Annotated in this window: 15 protein-coding genes; 6 read left to right on the top strand and 9 right to left on the bottom strand. The window is 44.2% G+C overall.

Going from position 1 to position 18,436, the window contains the following annotated elements:
- The gene (locus AC5WJX_RS10410; protein WP_494484455.1) at positions 1-1,254 is read left to right on the top strand and encodes a type IX secretion system plug protein; all 1,254 of its coding nucleotides are present in this window, start codon (positions 1-3) and stop codon (positions 1,252-1,254) included.
- Here AC5WJX_RS10410 and AC5WJX_RS10405 read toward each other — a convergent pair.
- On the bottom strand, positions 1,226-2,719 hold the full coding sequence (locus AC5WJX_RS10405; protein ID WP_494484454.1) for an alpha-amylase: 1,494 nt from the start codon (positions 2,717-2,719) through the stop codon (positions 1,226-1,228). The two genes, AC5WJX_RS10410 and AC5WJX_RS10405, sit on opposite strands and share 29 nt — an antisense overlap.
- A gap of 78 nt (positions 2,720-2,797) precedes the next feature.
- On the opposite strand from AC5WJX_RS10405, the gene AC5WJX_RS10400 reads away from it, so the two are divergent.
- Positions 2,798-3,319, top strand: coding sequence for an acyl-CoA thioesterase (locus AC5WJX_RS10400; RefSeq protein WP_494484453.1), 522 nt, complete (start codon positions 2,798-2,800; stop codon positions 3,317-3,319).
- Between the two features lie 2 nt (positions 3,320-3,321).
- Here AC5WJX_RS10400 and AC5WJX_RS10395 read toward each other — a convergent pair whose 3' ends face one another.
- The 3 genes from AC5WJX_RS10395 to AC5WJX_RS10385 form a co-directional block, all read right to left on the bottom strand.
- Positions 3,322-3,891 carry a hypothetical protein gene (locus AC5WJX_RS10395; RefSeq protein WP_440430251.1) on the bottom strand — a complete coding sequence of 190 codons (570 nt, stop codon included), beginning with the start codon at positions 3,889-3,891 and terminating at the stop codon, positions 3,322-3,324.
- 80 nt (positions 3,892-3,971) lie between these two features.
- Entirely contained in the window at positions 3,972-4,376 is a 405-nt protein-coding gene (locus tag AC5WJX_RS10390; protein ID WP_440430250.1) for an EVE domain-containing protein, read from the bottom strand.
- Between the two features lie 77 nt (positions 4,377-4,453).
- Positions 4,454-5,407 carry a TonB family protein gene (locus tag AC5WJX_RS10385; protein WP_494484452.1) on the bottom strand — a complete coding sequence of 318 codons (954 nt, stop codon included), beginning with the start codon at positions 5,405-5,407 and terminating at the stop codon, positions 4,454-4,456.
- Between the two features lie 123 nt (positions 5,408-5,530).
- On the opposite strand from AC5WJX_RS10385, the gene AC5WJX_RS10380 reads away from it, so the two are divergent.
- Positions 5,531-6,487 (top strand): TolB family protein, encoded by a 957-nt coding sequence (locus AC5WJX_RS10380; RefSeq protein ID WP_494484451.1) that lies wholly within the window; start codon positions 5,531-5,533, stop codon positions 6,485-6,487.
- A 76-nt stretch (positions 6,488-6,563) separates the two neighbouring features.
- Here the strand turns inward: AC5WJX_RS10380 and AC5WJX_RS10375 are convergent, their stop codons facing one another.
- The 3 genes from AC5WJX_RS10375 to holA form a co-directional block, all read right to left on the bottom strand.
- On the bottom strand, positions 6,564-7,172 hold the full coding sequence (locus AC5WJX_RS10375) for a GIN domain-containing protein (RefSeq protein ID WP_494484450.1): 609 nt from the start codon (positions 7,170-7,172) through the stop codon (positions 6,564-6,566).
- 212 nt (positions 7,173-7,384) lie between these two features.
- Complete coding sequence (locus AC5WJX_RS10370) at positions 7,385-9,952, bottom strand: zinc-dependent metalloprotease (RefSeq protein ID WP_494484449.1); 2,568 nt, start codon at positions 9,950-9,952, stop codon at positions 7,385-7,387.
- 81 nt (positions 9,953-10,033) lie between these two features.
- Entirely contained in the window at positions 10,034-11,059 is a 1,026-nt protein-coding gene (gene holA, locus AC5WJX_RS10365; protein WP_494484448.1) for a DNA polymerase III subunit delta, read from the bottom strand.
- A gap of 54 nt (positions 11,060-11,113) precedes the next feature.
- On the opposite strand from holA, the gene AC5WJX_RS10360 reads away from it, so the two are divergent.
- Positions 11,114-11,575, top strand: a complete 462-nt coding sequence (locus AC5WJX_RS10360; protein WP_440430244.1) for a type I restriction enzyme HsdR N-terminal domain-containing protein — start codon at positions 11,114-11,116, stop codon at positions 11,573-11,575.
- Positions 11,576-11,831: 256 nt separating this feature from the next.
- Here the strand turns inward: AC5WJX_RS10360 and AC5WJX_RS10355 are convergent, their stop codons facing one another.
- A complete protein-coding gene (locus AC5WJX_RS10355; RefSeq protein WP_494484447.1) occupies positions 11,832-14,507 on the bottom strand; it encodes a valine--tRNA ligase in 2,676 nt (891 codons plus the stop codon).
- A gap of 377 nt (positions 14,508-14,884) precedes the next feature.
- Between AC5WJX_RS10355 and AC5WJX_RS10350 the strand changes: the two genes are divergently transcribed.
- Complete coding sequence (locus tag AC5WJX_RS10350) at positions 14,885-16,921, top strand: M13 family metallopeptidase (RefSeq protein WP_494484446.1); 2,037 nt, start codon at positions 14,885-14,887, stop codon at positions 16,919-16,921.
- Positions 16,922-17,285: 364 nt separating this feature from the next.
- On the opposite strand, the gene AC5WJX_RS10345 is transcribed toward AC5WJX_RS10350, so the two are convergent.
- The gene (locus AC5WJX_RS10345; protein WP_494484445.1) at positions 17,286-17,630 is read right to left on the bottom strand and encodes an MmcQ/YjbR family DNA-binding protein; all 345 of its coding nucleotides are present in this window, start codon (positions 17,628-17,630) and stop codon (positions 17,286-17,288) included.
- A gap of 88 nt (positions 17,631-17,718) precedes the next feature.
- Here AC5WJX_RS10345 and mnmC2 point away from each other — a divergent pair, with 88 nt between their 5' ends.
- On the top strand, positions 17,719-18,387 hold the full coding sequence (gene mnmC2, locus AC5WJX_RS10340; RefSeq protein ID WP_494484444.1) for a tRNA (5-methylaminomethyl-2-thiouridine)(34)-methyltransferase MnmC2: 669 nt from the start codon (positions 17,719-17,721) through the stop codon (positions 18,385-18,387).
- Positions 18,388-18,436: the final 49 nt, after the last annotated feature.

Below are 18,436 nucleotides of genomic sequence, written 5' to 3'. Positions count from 1 at the left end.
ATGAAGAAACTGGCTGGATTGCTCCTGTTAATGGTATCAGGTATTCAACTGGGGATGGCACAGCTGGCATTTACCGCCCTAAACAAAGTCTACCGTCCCGAGATCAGCACGGTAATCTGTTACAATCAGGAGAAAGAGCAGTCCACACCAATCATAACACTGAAATCAGCCGAAAGGCTGATTTTTAGTTTTGACGACCTTGAAGGTGGCAGTAAAAACTACTGGTACACGATTGAACATCACACACACGACTGGAAGCCCTCAAACTTGCCGCCAATAGACTACCTGGAGAGTTTTTCTGACGACCGCATCATAGACTATGCTTACTCCTCGAATACTCTTCAAAAGTACACCCATTATAGCTTAAGCCTGCCCAACGAACAGATCAAGCCAAAAATATCCGGCAACTACCTGCTTAAAGTTTACCTGGATGGTGATTTTAATAAGCCAGTGATCTCCCAGCGTTTTCATGTGGTCGATAATCGTGTAAATGCAGGTTTAGAGATGCTCCCAAGCATGCAGGTGCCACTAAGAACATCAAACCAGAAAATCAATGTGAATATCTTTCACACTGCAGCTATTCAGAACCCCGCTGCCGATGTAAAGGTGGTCGTCACTCAAAATAATATCCCGTATTCTGCAAACCGTACCACTAAGCCCTCTTCCATCAAACCTGGAGAACTCGGGTACAAAGATCCCTATACCAATGACTTCCCTGCGGGAAATGAATTCCGAAAGTTCGACATCAGAAGCCTGCGCACAAAAGCTGAGCATGTGCAAGACATCCAGCAAGATACCATCTATCGGGCCTTGCTTTTTACGGATGCCGCAACCACCGGCAGGTATGTTAGAACTTTTGATGAAAATGGAAACTTCTTTATCCGTAATCAGGATGGCCGTGATGAACATACCGAAAGCGACTATGTACATGTTACCTTCAGCTTAAAAGCAGGTCAGAACTTAGCAAACAGAGGGATATATGTACTTGGCCGTTTCAACAATTATTCAACCGACCCGGAGTACAAAATGCAGTATGATGCCAATTCAGGCGTGTACACATGTACCCTGAGATTGAAACAGGGTCTTTATGACTACAAATATGCTTTAGTAGACGCTGAAACTGGAAAGATCGATGATACCGCATTAGAAGGATCGTATTTTGAAACAGATAACAGCTACCAGGTATTTATCTATTATAAGAGTCCTGGCAGCCGCTGGGAAGAACTTATTGGCTATAGCCAGACGTCCAGATAGAAACACTTCTTCCTTGACAAGGAAAATCTGCCCAGCCATTTTCATCTATTACTACAGGCTCCTGCCAAAAACCTAAAGCATCGGTAAAGGTCTTGCCGGCATGCCGCTGTCCAATTTCCATAGTTTTAATGCCCTCATCCCCGTTACTCATAACTACTGCCAATCCGGAGTTTGGATTTTCATCGTCCCCTTCCCGGGTCCAGCCTATGCAGTTCGGGTGATCGAAATAATCCCGTTGCAGTCCATGCGCCAGAAACTTTCTGATTCTACTAATTACATGCAGATTTGGTATTCCGATTAATTCTACCTCCACCTCCTCACCTGCTTCATTTTTATCGGTGTACTTACAACCATAAAGATCCGGGTAAAAGATACAAGGGATACCATGCTCACGCAGCAGGATCAGCGCGTAAGCCAGCGGACGGAACCAGTATTCCACGTACGACTGCAAGGCCTGCAGCGGCTGTGAATCATGGTTATCAACAAAGGTGATGGATAAGAATGGATGTGTTTGTGTTAAGGTGCCGTCGAAGATTTTGCTTAGATCATAGCGCTCTTCTGCCAGGCCAGCAAGGTAGAAATTGGTATGCAGGATAGAGTCGAACAGTTGCATTCGCCCACCGGTTTCTTCAATATAGGCATGCAGCTCTTCAACCTGCGCGGTAACCCAATTTTCAGCCACAATAAAGAACTTCTCGTTAAAGGTCGCATTCATATGATCGATCCACTCGTTCAGAAAATCCGCAGATACGTGTTTAACAGCATCCAAGCGGAAACCCTTCATGCTACAAGTTTTGTAATACCACTCGCCCCAACGTTTTAACTCTTCACGGACTGCAGGATTTCTAAAATCCACATCGTTGAACATCAGGTAATCATAGTTACCAAACTCACCAGAGGGAACCTGCTCCCAGCCATCTCCATAGCTATTTTGAATGGAGAAAATACCCTCCTCCTGCAGATCTGCCGCCCAGTCGATACCACTGAATGCATGATAATCCCAGATAAACTCGGAATACTTTCCTGCCCTTCCGGGGAAGGTAAACTTTGTCCAGGCTTCAATCTCGAATACGTCAGATATAAATTCCTCGCGATTGTGTGGATTCACCCTGCGCACAGGAATCTTTTCCAACTCATCTGCGCCGGCTTTATGGTTTAGCACCACATCGGCCATCACGGTAATGTGTTTTTCTTGTAAGGTCTTTATCGCTGCGATATACTCCTCACGCGACCCATATTTGGTCTCTACACTGCCCTTTTGATCGAATTCTCCCAGGTCGTACAAATCATAGCAGTCATATCCAACAGAGTTCGCGCCCTCTGTAGATTTATAGGCCGGGGGAAACCAAACCATGGTGACACCTAAGTCCTCCAGATGCCCTGCTTCCTTCCTGGCTTTATTCCATAATTTCTCTTCGTCATTGTAATACCAATGAAAATATTGCACCAATGTCTGATTGATCATTCTTTCTGTTTAAAGGCCCCTTCGTCGAAGCAAAAACAATAACATGATGTACTACAATTTGTTTACTTTTGCGGGAATATGAGTTTAAAATCCAAAAATCCAAGTCATTCTTTTACCATCATGAATGAGTTGGTTTTACCCAACGATACAAATACCTTAAATAACCTAATGGGCGGAAGACTATTGCACTGGATGGATATCGCCGCTGCGATTTCTGCACAAAAGCACTGCAACCGGATCGTGGTCACCGCCTCTGTAGACAACGTGTCGTTCAAGCAGCCAATAAAATTGGGTGACGTAATCACCATTGAAGCAAAGGTTACACGTGCCTTCCACACCTCTGTAGAAGTACGCCTTGATGTCTGGGCAGAGAACATTCCCACAGGTGGACGGGTAAAATCGAATGAAGCCTATTATACTTTCGTTGCAATCGACCAAGGTGGACGTACCATCCCGGTTCCGGAACTGGTTCCAGAAACCACTCATGAAATTGAACTGTTTGAAGGTGCATTAAGACGCCGCCAGTTAAGATTGATTTTGGCAGGCAAGATGAATCCAAACGATGCACCTGAACTGAGAGCCTTATTTTTTAGAGACTAAGGCTAGTTACCTTTCGCCAGGGACTGTGAAGAAGAATTATTCACAGCCTGGTTGTTAAGTTGTTTTTCAATGGAATACGCACTCAGGCTATTCAATTCGCGACTATAACTCAGTTTATCATAGTTGATATTTAAAAACTTAGAGTTTCCATTCATGATGCGGAATGAAGAAGCAATGCCATTCAGCGCGGCATTGTAAAATCCAGTGATGATCCTTCCGCTTAGCTCTTCCTCTATGGTCGGATCGTCTTCACCCCACTTCCTCACAGGTTTCATCTTCTTTGAAACCTTTAAGTAACGTGCCTGGTAAGAATCGTGCCCCAGATAGTTCTGGTATTTTGAGCTCTTTGTGATTTCCTTGATCTTGATCGTCTTCACCATTGTAGGACAAAGTGAAACCTTAGACTGATCAGTTTTAATACAAATACTATCCGCAGAAACCTGGTAAAGAATACCCTTAATGGTTTCGCCTGATGTACGAACAACGGCTAAATATGGCTTTACCTGTGCACAAACGTTGGTGGCGACGAAGCACAATATGGCGGTGGATATTTGATAAAGTCGTTTTCTCATATGTTGGATTGTACCCTAAGATATGAATAAAACCGACTTATACAATAAAATGTTTTAAAATTGTCAGAATTCGGTAAACATTATTGAGACATTTCCAGAATTTTGTCAAACTCTGTGTTCTTCAATTTCATTACTGAAAGTCTTCCCTGTTTGATCAATGAAATGTCTGCAAGACTTTCTTCGGCTTTGATCTGCGCCAGACTAACCGGGTTTTTTAATGTTTCCACAGGTGCCAGGTCCACAACAACCCAGTTTGGATCTTCTGTTGTAGGATCCTGATAATACTCCCGAACAACTTTGGCAATCCCGACTACACACTTTCCTTCATTACTGTGATAAAACAAGACCAGGTCGCCCGCTTTCATCTCTTTCATATTGTTGCGCGCCTGGTAGTTCCTAACACCATCCCAAAAAGTACGCCCCTCTTCATTAAATTTTTCCCAACTATATTTAAAAGGCTCAGATTTCACTAAAAAGTAGTTCATACCACAAATTAAAGAAATTTTACACGACACTCTTTAAACACAATGTCAATCTTTATACCCTGCCTGGAAATATCTCGCTAGTAAGCAATGTTAAATGTGAAAGGCATTACAAAAGCCATATCAACTGGTTTCCCTTTGCGACGGCCGGGTATCCAGCCTTTGGCACCCTTAAGTATACGAACCGCCTCGGAAGCCAGTGCAGGATGCACATCATTGATGGCTTGTGCGTCAGTGACTTTACCATTTTTGAGGACCACAAAGCTGATCTGCGCCACACCCGGTACTCGCTTTGATGCGAGTTGAGCCGGATAACGCACATTGCGTATAACATACAAATAGAAATTCTTCATACCACCTTCAAATGTTGGTTTAACCTCAGATTCGGTATATTGGTAGCTGTTTCCTTGTTCATCAACGCTTTGTCCAGACAGCAACTTCCCGTTTTCATAGATCTCCTTATACCGGATAACAGCATCCGACCTTATCTCACCGGTCCACGCGCCATCATATTTACCGTCTTTGATATTCCCCTGAGCGGTGATGTACTTGAAATCAGCGTCGTAAATGACTGCCTGTCCGTTTCCATTTTTGACCAGCGCTTTACCAGCGGAGTCATTAACGGTTTCAACATATAAACTACTGTCCCCAAATTTTGGATGCCGTACGAATTGGTATAGGTTCCCATTTGGATAATTGTGCATGGCGGTATCGACCATGATGCCCCTTACGTAATTCAGCTGCTGTTTCTTAATGCCGCTTTGAAAGTAGGCTGTAAAAGCACCATGGTAAACCGGCAAATCCTTTCTGTAAGAATGCGCGGTGCTCCGGACCGCTCCATTCAGGTAAAATTCCTTCATTGGATACAAGACAGTTTCCTCGTTCCGATCGCTTACGATACGGGTAAAATCTGCTGTTTCCTTACTGATCGCATGATCCCCGTTGTTTTTCAGATAATAGGTCGTTTGACCTAATGCAACTGGCATACCCAACAGCATAAAGCTGATCAGTACCAGATAAAAAGATGCTTTCATTGTAGCGTTAATTTGTCGAAAGATAAAAATTTATGTGGAATGTAAGTAACCTGCATAAGGCTGGAGTCTTCATGTGGGAAAAAATTTCTAAATTAATGTGGTACATCATTTCATCTGAATCGTATGGATCCAAACTTAAAACAGCAAGCCCCATCAGCCCTAAGAAAGTACTTCAGCGGCATCCTATGTCTTCTGTGCCTCTCTGCTTCCACTTTTGCGCAAGGCAAAAAAGACATCACCACATTCATCAGTACACTGGATGTGCAAACGGGGAAAATCGATACCATTTTAATCACCAAGCAACATTTCGAGGCCCCAAACTGGCATCCCGATAATTACTTAATCGTCAATGGCATGGGAAAGCTTCATAGGCTTGATCTAGAAACAAAAACACTTCGCGTTATCAATACGGGCACTGCAACGGAAAACAACAATGATCATGGAATTTCGCCAGATAAGAAATGGCTGGCAATAAGTCATAATGCTAAAACGGATACCTCCACCAAATCCTACAAATCAGCCATCTTTATTGTACCCATTGAAGGTGGAGAACCGAAAAGGGTTACACCCGAGGTGCCTTCCTACTGGCATGGCTGGAGCCCTGATGGTAAGACACTGGCTTATTGTGGTGAACGTAATGGAAATTTCGACATCTACACCATTCCGGTGGAAGGTGGAACCGAAAAGCGATTAACCAGCACTGAGGGGCTTGACGATGGTCCGGAATACTCACCTGATGGAAAATACATTTACTTCAATTCCTACCGCAGCGGTCATATGCAGATCTGGCGCATGCATGCAGACGGAACAAACCCTGAACAACTAACCTTTGACAAAAACTCCAACTGGTTTCCGCATCCAGCACCTGATAACAAGTCTGTGGTTTATCTTGCATATACCTCAGACCAGAAGCAGGAACACCTCTTTGGAAAAGACGTAAAGTTGCGGTTATTGGATCCGGCAACGAAGAATGTTAAAGATCTGACACCAGTGTTCTGTGGTGGACAGGGTACTTTAAACGTTCCCTCCTGGAGTCCGGATAGCAGGAAGATTGCTTTCATCAGCTATATGGTCAAATAGCCCACCATGAAACACCATTAAACGCAAACAGCTGCCTTAGCGGGCAGCTGTTTGGCAATTTCCGAGAATAATCGTGTTATCTGATTGCATTCATGGCAGTTTGGTGTGCCGACATGATAGCTTCCGATGCATACAATTCTGACCTTAGACTTTCAAAGTCGCCCAACTTCAGATTCTTGGTGCTGTTGCTTACCATGGTGCTTTGATCTGCAGTTCCTTTTAACTTCAATGCAGCATCATCTTTCACCACAGTATACAAGCTTTCTGCTGTTGTTTTCATCTTTACGTTAGCGCTGTGGTTCAGGAACAGTTGTAGATACTTCACATCAAAGTTGTTGGTGGTTACTACCTCGGCATCGCCGTAAGCCTCGATTCTTTCCAGATCTTTCAGGGTAATGTTTAATATCACTGGTGCCGACTCCATAGAGTTAATATATAGTGTTTTTCCGTTGCTTACCACTGAGGTTTTTGAAGCGTCGTAGTTTTCAGCGCCTACAATGCTTTGCTGGTCACCTTGTGTTAAAACAATCTTCACATTTCCACTCACCCAGATTCTGTTAAGTTTGGATGCTGAACTGATGTTTACTTTTTTAGCTGGGTCAGCTGCAAATGTTGTTACCACTGTTGAGGTTAATACTACTGCTGCGATTACTGCTGCGAATACGGTTTTGGTTAGATTTTTCATGGCTTTATGATTTAAATTTTTGTTCTTGTTTTTTGTTATTAAGACGCCTTCCCAGCAGAAACGTTGCAGCAAAAAACCGGGTAATATACCAGCATCAGTAACATATAGACCAAAGGCCATTATTCTTCGACGAACGGGCTCGTACTCAGAAACTTCAGTAACAAAAAAGGCATCCTCATCAGAGAATGCCTTTTTCTTATAGCGTGTATTTATTAGCCTTTGGGATTCAATGCCTGGTCAATACGATCAGATAAATCCTCCAGATGGTATTTACTTAGCCCGGAAGCTTGATTTGCAGCTGACTTAATACTGGTATTAAGTGATTTCAATTCACCTTTAACAACAGATGCAACATCGCTCTGCATGGCAGAAAGCGAGCTGCCCGACCCTGAACTTGTTCTTTGAACCGTCATTGTCAATGTCGAAGGGATTCTATCTGCTGGCTTAATCAAAGCGATCATTTTATCAACATAAGCTTTTTGCAGGTTACGACGATAAAGGTCAATTTCCTTATTAGACTTCAATTCGGTAAAAACAGCGTTATCCATATCTTCAAAGAAATCAGTGATCTTATAAGCCGATTTACCATCTGCAGCTTCAGCGGAAATCAATTTGGTTAAGGTATTCGCACTTAACAAACGGTTTAAAGTCGGTGTTTGCACCTTATTGATCATTTCAAGCGGGTTATCACCTGTATTATCCAGAATCTTTTGATCTATGATCCAGGTTGGCGTATTGAACAATTGCTCCGACAAGAACTTCATGGCGTCCTTCTGCAGGTTTGCAGGATTACGCTCATATACAGTACCGGATTGTTCAACGGTTTTAGGAGTTTCCAGAATACCTCCAATGTTTTTTGATACGTGGCCCATATACCTGTTGAACTGGGAGGTTAACTGCGTATAGATGCCCTGAAGATCGGTATAGTCTTCATTAGCCGTCTTGGTCCACTCCGGTAGGTTCTTAATAATCACCTTAAGGTTTTTGATCCCGTATGTACTTGCAATCATGGCATTATCGCCCAGATCTTCGCTCTGTGACCGCGGATCATCAGGGTTTGTTTCCGTACCAAACCACAGACGTTTATTCTTAAGCTTCTCAATGGTCAGCTTGTTCAACGCAGGCACCTCTGCCAAAGGTGTTTTAGCTTCAGGCATCAAACGGTAGCCCCATTCAATAGCCCAAAGGTCATAGTCACCGATCCTCGGGTATAAGCCATTCTTCGTGATGTTATCCTCCGGTTGTGCCACATAGTTAAAGCGGGCATAATCCATGATCGAAGGGGTGTGTCCGTTCTTTTCTAAAAAGCCTTTATCACGCAACTTTTCCACCGGTACAGTCGAACTCGAACCGTAATTATGGCGTAACCCCAGGGTATGTCCCACTTCGTGTGAAGATACAAAGCGAATCAAATCACCCATCAATTCATCACTGAACTGCATTTTACGTGCACGTGGATCTACTGCGGCAGTTTGGATCATGTACCAGTCGCGCACCAGCTTCATCACGTTGTGGTACCAGTTGATGTGGCTTTCAATGATCTCACCGCTGCGTGGATCAGCAATACTTGGCCCACTGGCGTTTGAAATTTCGGAAGGCTTGTACACGATGGCGGAATACATCGCATTATCCAGACTCCAGGTAGAATCCTGTTGCTCTGTTGGGGCTTCTTTAGCGATGATCGCATTTTTAAATCCTGCCTTCTCAAAGGCAACTTTCCAGTCATTTACACCGGCAATCAGGTATGGCACCCATTTTTTCGGTGTTGCCGGGTCAATATAGAACACAATTGGTTTTGCAGGTTCTACCAGCTCGCCACGCTTATATTTAGCCATGTCTGCTGGTTTAGGCTCCAGTCTCCATCGTTTGATCAGCTGAATTTCCTTTACACCCTGTGGATTCAAATCAAAGTCGGTGTAACCCACGGTAAAGTAGCCCACACGTGGATCAAAGTAACGCGCTTTCATGGGTACTTTCGGCAAGATCACCATGGAGGTATTAAGTTCCAGCGTAGAAGAGCCTGATGCTCCGCCGCCCATGCTTGAAGAAGATGAACCACCAAATGGCGAACTTGCTGCCGTCAGAGCGTATGTTTTAACCGTTCTGATCTCCACATTCATCGGGAAACTGCGGATCCCGCTGATGTAGCTCCGATCAGATTGCATGCTTCCCAGACGGAAACGGGTTTTTGCTGATGCCGAACTGAAGTTAAAAATCTCATTGTCCGAATTGATGAACGAGGTCATGTCAATGACACTGCCCTTTTTATCCGCTGAAAACGCGGCGATGTTGAAAGCAGCAGCAATGGCCTGAATGTTGGAGTTCCTTAAACTCTGGTACATCGCCGTTGTGCTGTCAGGCCCATAAGTACGGTAAGAGATCTTACGCATGAATATTCTGTTGTTCGGACCTTTTTCAAAGCGGATCACATTGCTTCCAATCTGGTCACCAGCATAACCAGATGCGGCGCGCACTTCTGCACCGGCCTTAGATATACGGTTTACGACCAAGATGTCGCGGCCAAGGATCGAGTCTGCGATTTCGAAAAAGAACTTTTCCTCCAGGCGATGTGTTGTAATCATGCCCTTACGCGTAATTGCTTTCTTGGTGATTACCGTTGCATAAGGTTTGGGTTCTGCCTTTCCCGCTGCCGTCATCATGCTCGACGTGCGTTTGCTTGTATCAGCCGTTGCCGGCTTCGTTGTTGTAGGTCGCGTTTGTGCTTGCGCCATGGAGAGCCCCGCCGCCGCGATCAAAGAGAGTAGTAATGTTTTCTTCATTTAAATAGTGGATTCTTAACCCGTAAATATAACGGATTGGGAACCATGAAGAATTGCGGCTATCATAACTTTACAGTTACACTAATGCAGCATCTTGAACAGTAATTCTTTCAATAGCGCACCATCAGTCGTATTACCACTGCTGTCGACACCCTTGCTCTTTAAATCATATTCGCGCAGCAGACTGATGATATCGAAAGTCTTATTGATGCTGTAGTTCCTGGCGGCAGTCTCGTAATCTTTAAGGAAAAAGGGATTTACCCCAAGTTCTTTCGCGGCATCGTGTTTATTTGGCAGGTAATGATACTTCAGGATCTTTGAAAAGTAGGCATTCAGGTTGGCAAGTACCAGCACCATCGGATTACTCTTGGGGTTGTCCGCAAAGTAATTGATAATCTGATTACACTTAAGTACATTCCGGAATGCCAGTGCTTTTTGCAATTCAAAAACATTGTATTCTTTACTAATCCCGATGTTTCGTTGAACCAGTTCAGCATCAATCATGGTATTGCTGCTGATATTCAACAACAACTTATCGAGTTCATTGGCTACTTTCGATAGATCTGCGCCAAGGTACTCCGCCATCAATGCAGCAGCCTGTGGTGCGATTTTCGCCCCCTTTTCTTTGACCAGGTTCTCGATCCACTCGGCCAGCTTGTAGTCACGCACCGGATCAGATTGAAACACTACCCCATTCTTGCTGATGGACTTGAATACTTTCTTCCGCTTATCGAAGGTGGCATACTTGTATCCGAGTACCAGAATGGTACTGCTAAGCGGCTTTTCGAAGTAATTTTGAACAAACTCCGCAGCCTTACTGCTACCCTCAGTTTCCTTGCTCCACTTCAGATCCTGCGCTTCCTTTACAATGATCACCTGGTATTCAGACATCATTGGGTAACGCTTGGCTGCATTCAGTATGGTGGCCATATCGGTGTCTTTCCCGTAGAGTACCGTCTGGTTAAATCCTTTTTCCATATCGTTCAGGACATGCGCTTCGATGTAGTCGATAACCTGATCAATGTAGTAAGGCTCTTCGCCATGCAGTAAATAAACGGGTTTGAACTTCCGGGCCTTGATGTCCCGTATGATTTCTGAAGCAGTCATATTATGCCCAAATGTAATTGCTAATTCCTAATTATTAAGGTTATTTTTGCAGAAATGAAGTTTACGCCTACCGAACTTAACCTGCCTGAACATCCATTTAAGATTACATTAAAGGATTCTCAATTTTATATTTTTGACGACATCAGAAAGAAGCACCTGGTATTAACCCCTGAGGAGTGGGTACGGCAACATTTTATCCAATACCTGATCAACGATAGAAAATTCCCAAAAGCCCTGATCCAGGTAGAAGGCGGACTCAGCTTAAACCAGCTCCAGAAACGAACCGACATCGTTGTATTTAACCACTCCGGAGAACGGATTATGATCGTTGAATGTAAAGCGCCGGAGGTTAAAATCACGCAGGCGGTTTTCGACCAGGCGTCCAGGTATAATTCCGTCCACAAAGCGGCCTGGCTGGTTGTGACCAACGGGCTACGCCACTGTTACGCACGGATAGACCACGAGCAATCTAGCTTCCGATTTTGTGAAGCACTTCCCCTTTTCAAAGATCTATAAGCGAAAACCCTGCACAACATTGAACCCGTAACTTGGCCTGATTTTAAGTACACCTGTACAAGGGCTTAAAAACACCTTACACACATTTTGCGTGGGTAAGGTGTGGGTGAGGTGTGCCTAAGGTCTGGACCAGGTGTGCTTAATTCATATCGCGTAGTCAACAATTCTGCGACTGCTGTAAATCGCATGAACAAAAAAAAGCTGATGCCGTTTTTAGACGACACCAGCTTTCCATGATTTATAAAACTTACAAAATTTAGCCCAAGCTGCTTAGGCTCTCGCGAATGATCGCGATCTTGGATTCGGCATCTGCCTGTTTGTTCCGCTCATTCTGAATGATCTCGGGCTTAGCATTCTGAACAAATCTTTCATTATTCAATTTTGCGTTTACAGACTTCAGGAATCCCTCCAGGTAGTTCAGCTCGCCATTAAGACGTGCTTTCTCCGCTTCTACATCTATATTTTCTTCCAATGGGATATAAAACTCATCACTGCCCACCATGAAGTTCACTGCTCCACTTACCTTATCATTCACGAATTCAACTGCACTAATGTTAGCCAACTTAAATACAATATTCATCCACTGTTGGTAATCCACTGCGGAGTTAACCTTAATATTCAAGGGCAGCGCTTCCTTCGGCGACAGCTGTTTGGTATTTCTCACGTTTCGAACGCCCGCAACAAGTTCTTTAATCGTTTCTACATCCTTCAACAGCGCGGTATCGATTGTTCCGGGAACCGGGTACGAAGCAACGATGATACAATCCATTTCTTCCTTTTCGCCAAAGATCTCATCATGATAGATCTCTTCGGTAATGAATGGCATAAATGGGTGTAATAAAGAAAGGATCTTTTCGAAATACCCCAGGGTCACTTTCATCGTCTCTGCATCGATTGGATGCTGATATGCAGGTTTGACCATCTCCAGGTACCAGGCACAGAAATCATCCCATACCAGTTTATAAGTGCTCATGACGGCTTCCGACAAACGGTACTGTTTGAAGTTGTCTTCAATTTCAACAAGCGCCTGATTGAACCTGTTTTCAAACCAGTTAATAGCTTGTGTATTTGGATTTTCCAGACTTTCATCCACTTCCCAGCCTTTTACCAGTCTGAATGCGTTCCAGATCTTGTTGGCGAAGTTCCTTCCCTGTTCGCAGTAGCTCTCATCGAACATCAGGTCGTTTCCTGCAGGTGAACATAAGAGCATGCCTACACGTACGCCATCAGCACCATACTTCTCGATCAAACCGATAGGATCTGGAGAGTTACCCAAGGACTTAGACATCTTACGACCTAATTTATCGCGTACGATACCGGTCAGGTACACATTGGTAAATGGCTTTTTGCCCATAAACTCATGTCCCGCCATGATCATGCGTGCTACCCAGAAGAACAGGATCTCCGGCGCTGTTACCAGGTCGTTTGTTGGATAGTAATAGTTGATGTCTTTATTGTTTGGATCTTTGAAGCCATCAAACACGGACATTGGCCACAACCAACTGGAGAACCAGGTGTCCACTACGTCATCATCCTGGCGTACGAAAGGTTTAAGCTGATGTTTGAATCCGGCCTTTTCCTCTTCCGTAAATACACCATCAATATCTTTAAGCTTCAGGAATTCTTCTAATGCCTCTTCTTCGGATTTTGCTACTACCCAGTTGCCTTGATTATCATACCAGGCCGGGATGCGCTGTCCCCACCATAACTGGCGACTAATACACCAGTCTTTAACATTCTCCATCCAGTGACGGTAGGTGTTTACGAACTTCTCAGGAATCAGCTTCACGTCGCCGTTCAGCACATCTTCAAGTGCCGGCTTCGCCATCTCATCCATTTTACAGAACCATTGCAGCGATAACTTCGGCTCAATAGCGGCATCTGTCCTTTCCGAAAAACCAATCTGCGATTTATAGTCTTCTACGTGGTCCAGATGACCAGCTTCTTCCAACAGCACAGCAATCTTTTTCCTTGCCACGAAACGGTCCTCCCCTACAAGCACTACAGCAAGTTCGTTTAAGGTACCATCATCATTCAGAATATCAATTACCGGGAGTTTGTGTTTTACACCCAGCTCATAGTCATTCAGATCATGCGCAGGGGTAACTTTCAAGCAACCGGTACCGAAGTCCATGGTTACATATTCATCTTCAATAATTGGAATCTCGCGATTGATCAGCGGAATAAACACCTTTTTACCTTTCAGGTGGGTATACCTTTCATCATTGGGGTTAATACAAATTGCCGCATCAGCCATAATGGTTTCCGGCCGTGTGGTTGCAACGATCAAGGATTGGTCTGTAGCACCACTTGCTCCAGCGATGGAATACTTGATGTAGTATAACTTCTGGTTCACTTCCTTGCGGATCACTTCTTCATCAGAAACCGCAGTTTTCCCTGCCGGATCCCAGTTCACCATACGGATACCGCGGTAAATGCGGCCCTTTTTATATAGATGTATGAAGGTATCGACAACCGCTTCAGACAGGTCCTCCTCCATGGTGAAACGTGTACGGTCCCAGTCACAGCTCGCGCCAAGCTTCTTCAGCTGTTCGAGAATGATACCGCCGTATTTCTCTTTCCATTCCCAGGCATACTTCATGAACTCTTCTCTGGTGATGTCTTTTTTATTGATGCCGCGTTCCTTAAGCATGGCAACCACCTTGGCTTCTGTTGCAATGGAAGCATGGTCGGTACCAGGAACCCAGCAGGCGTTTTTACCCTGCATACGGGCTTTGCGGATCAATACATCCTGAATGGTGTTGTTGAGCATATGCCCCATGTGCAATACACCTGTGACATTCGGCGGCGGGATTACAATGGTATAAGGTTCACGCTCATCTGGTTCGGAGTGGAAAAACTTCTTAGATAGCCAGTAGCTGTACCATTTATCTTCGGTCGATTTCGGGTCGTATTTCGTGGATATGCTCATTATAATATTGAAAATGCTTATGAAATGCAAAAATAACAAGAAAAAAGCGATTATCAGTTTCGGCGATCATTTCTTTTGACCGTTAAAGGGTTGGCCGGACTCAAGCGGACGGCCCCTCGCCATGGTGAATATATTCCAATCCGACACAATAAAAAGTGTTAAATTATGTTAATATCATATCAAACCACAAGAGATGAAATCGTTCAAATTATTTCTTTCTTCAGAATCTTTGTTTCGGCGGATCGGTTTAACCAAGATCTACGACTGGTTCAATAAGTAATATTTTCATTAGAACATTCTGATGTTAATTCCAAATTACTACTTTGTGTGCTGATTGCCACTTGATGGCCGGATCACACACCATTTTTATTAAACATATGAAAATACAACACCTTAAAAGCTATTTTGCTGCTTTGGGTATTATCGCTGCGAGCTATTCTGCCAGCGCGCAAGCCCCTAAAAAATTCATTGATCCTGCAAACATGGATCTAAGTGTAAAACCAGGTGACGACTTCTACCAATATGCAAGTGGTACCTGGGTTAAAAACAACCCTGTTCCTGCAAAGGAAACCAGATGGGGAAGTTTCAATGAGCTCAGAGATTTTAACATTAATGCGGTACGTTCACTGGTTGAAGAAGCTGCTGCCGACAAATCAGCACCTGCGGGTTCTGTAAAGCGTCGTGTTGGTGATTTCTATGCTGCTGCGATGGACAGCGCCACGATTGAAAAACTTGGCTACACCCCGATCAAGGCTGATCTTGCAAGAATTAAAAAGATTAAAGATGTTAACGGTGTTATAGACGAAGTGGTTTACATGCGTACCTCCGGTATGGGCGGTCCAATGTTCGGCTTTGGCGTTTCTCAAGACCGGAAAAATGTTGACAATTACCTGCCTTCTTTAAGTCAGGGTGGTACAACCCTTCCGGATCGCGATTATTATCTAAATGATGATGCACGCTCTGTGAAGATCCGTGAGGCTTACATGACCTATATGACTACCCTTTTTGGATTAACGGGAAGTAGTCCGGCGGAAGCAAAAGCTAAAGCTGAGAAGGTGATGGCTATCGAGAAGCAATTTGCCGCGGCGCAAATGAGCAGACTGGAGATGCGTGATCCTTATAAAACCTATAACAAATTTGCTGTTGCGGAATTCAGCAAAACCACACCTAAGTTGAACTGGGCAACCTTGTTGCCCAAATTCAAAGTTAAGGGTCAGGATACGGTATTGGTTTCCTCCCCTAAATTTTTCACAGCTGTGGACGGTATGTTGACCTCTGTACCCCTTGCGGACTGGAAAACTTACCTGGAATGGAACGTATTAAAGAGTTCTGCAAGCAGCTTGAGTTCTCCTTTTGTACAAGCAAGTTTTGAATTCAACAAAGTTCAAACAGGTCAACGTATGCAAACACCAAGGTGGCAAAGAATGTCGTCCTTGACTGACAACAATATCGGTGAGTTACTGGGACAACTATACGTAGCTAAATACTTCAAACCTGAAGCAAAAGCGCGTATGGATGAAATGATCAAAAATCTGCGTTCAGCTTTCGAGATCAGGATCAAAAACCTGGACTGGATGAGCCCTGAAACCAAGACTAAAGCGCTTGCGAAGCTTCACGCCTTCAGACCTAAAGTGGGTTATCCTGAGAAATGGAAGAACTATGATGGAATGAAGATCACCCGTACCACATACTTTGAAAACCTGAAAAGTGCTGGTGAATGGCGCTATAACGATATGATCGATAAATTAGGCAAGCCGGTAGACCGCACATTGTTCGGTATGACGCCGCCTACAGTGAATGCTTATTATAGCCCAACGATGAATGAGATCGTTTTCCCTGCTGGTATTCTCCAGTTCCCATTCTTTGCGCCGGATGCTGATGATGCCATCAACTATGGTGGTATCGGTGCGGTAATCGGTCATGAGATGTCGCACGGCTTTGATGATTCCGGTAGTCAGTACGATAAAGATGGTAACCTGCGTAACTGGTGGACCGCTGAGGATCGTGCAAAATTCGAAGAAAAAGCGAAAGCCTTGGGTGAGCAGTTTGATGCTTACACCGTACTTGATACCGTTCATGTAATTGGTAAATTGACCATGGGTGAAAACATCGGTGACTTAGGAGGTCTAAATGCTGCTTATACTGCATTTAAGATGACTAAACAAGGTCAGTCTAACGAGAAGATCGATGGATTTACGCCAGATCAGCGTTTCTTCTTGTCCTGGGCTCAGGTTTGGAGAGGTAACATTCTTCCGGAAAGTGCTGCCCAGCAGATTAAGACCGATCCGCACTCGCCGGGTGAATTCAGAACCATTGGTGCGCCAGTGAATATGGATGCCTGGTATGAAGCGTTCGATGTTAAGCCTGGGGAAAAGTTGTATAAGAAGCCTGAGGATAGGATCCGGATGTGGTAATTTGAAATAAATTACTGTAAAAAAAGGTAGTACTGTTCAGCAACTCAAACCTTTGTGAAGAACAAAGTTTTGCAGGTTGCTTCACAGTGCTACCTTTTTTTATGGAGTAATACTAGGGGGAGTGCCGGAAAAAAGTAGGCGCTTTATAGATTGGTTTGCTTGATAGCTTTTTTAGAGCAATATTAGGAGAGCGCCAGAAGAGTGAGCGCTTTATGACTGGTTTGATTTGAGGGCTTTTTGGAGTAATATTAGGGAGCGTGACGGAAGAGTAAGCGGTTTATGAGCTGCTTTACAGTTATAGCTTCTTTTGGAGTAATAATAGGGAATGTGCCAGAAGAGTAAGGTCGAAATGGTTGTTGAATTGCTAAAGTTGAGCGATTTCGGCTTGTACTTTTTTAGGGAGTTTACTAATAACCAAGGCACGGGAGATTAAGATCCGCTCCTTAAGTTCTTTGTCGCTGAGGACATCGAAGTTTTGCAGGCAAACCCATTGACGTTTAGCCATGTGTGGCGCCTGCATGATGCCGTCGCGGGCGACAAGTTCATCGAACTCTTCAGGATCACATTTGAATGTTATCTGGCCATCATCGAGGGAGGTGATGACGAAGAGCTTTTCATGAATCATAAAGCAGAGGTGTTCACCCCATTTCATACCTTCGGTTGTTCCCGGCAGACTTAGACAGTATAATCTGAAAGATTCGATATCCATTGTAGTTTATTTGTATTGGTTAGTAATGTTGGTGGTAATTAAAGGCTAATTTATAAACGTTTGTCTGTAATTCCGGTAATTTTGTGGGATGAATAAGATAATCCTTACGGAAGACGGATCGAAGACACTGTTTAATGAAACCATTGGGGAGCACTACCATTCAACTCGGGGCGCATTGCAGGAAAGCAAACATGTATTTCTGCAGGCCGGCCTGCTGCACACCTCTACCCTCTTTCCGCAGCAGGAGATTTCTATTCTTGAGGTTGGTTTCGGTACAGGACTAAACTTCTTGCTGAGCATGGACTATGCATTGGAACATCGGGTTCCAGTCCGGTATACCGGCATTGAAGCCTTCCCAATCACTGAAGCAGAGTTGCAGGCGACAGATTATCAGCAGTATGTTGCTCCCGCAGTTTGGGAGGCCTATTCAGATCATTACAGTGCGTGTATCGATAACCGGGTTGAACTAATGCCTGGGCTTTCACTGGAAATCGTGCAGCGCCCGCTTGCGGAGGTTTCCCCTGTGAACAACCATCATTTAGTTTACTATGATGCTTTTTCCTTGCAATATCAACCCGAAATGTGGAGCAATGAAATTATTGAACATACCACGAAGTTTCTACGCCCGGGTGGGGTATTTGTGACCTATGCCATCACAGGTAATCTTAAAAGGGCACTAACTGGTTTTGGCTTTAAAGTCGAAAAGCTGGTCGGCGCACCTGGTAAAAGGCAGATGCTTCGCGCAACTAAGCTTTGAACGTAAAGTTGACAATCAGAAGTTTAATTGACATTCAAATTTCAAATGT

This window comes from Pedobacter sp. NEAU-ZC8 (assembly GCF_059278965.1).
The sequence above is the reverse complement of the archived record's forward strand: the minus strand, read 5'-3'. Positions and strand labels throughout refer to the sequence as shown.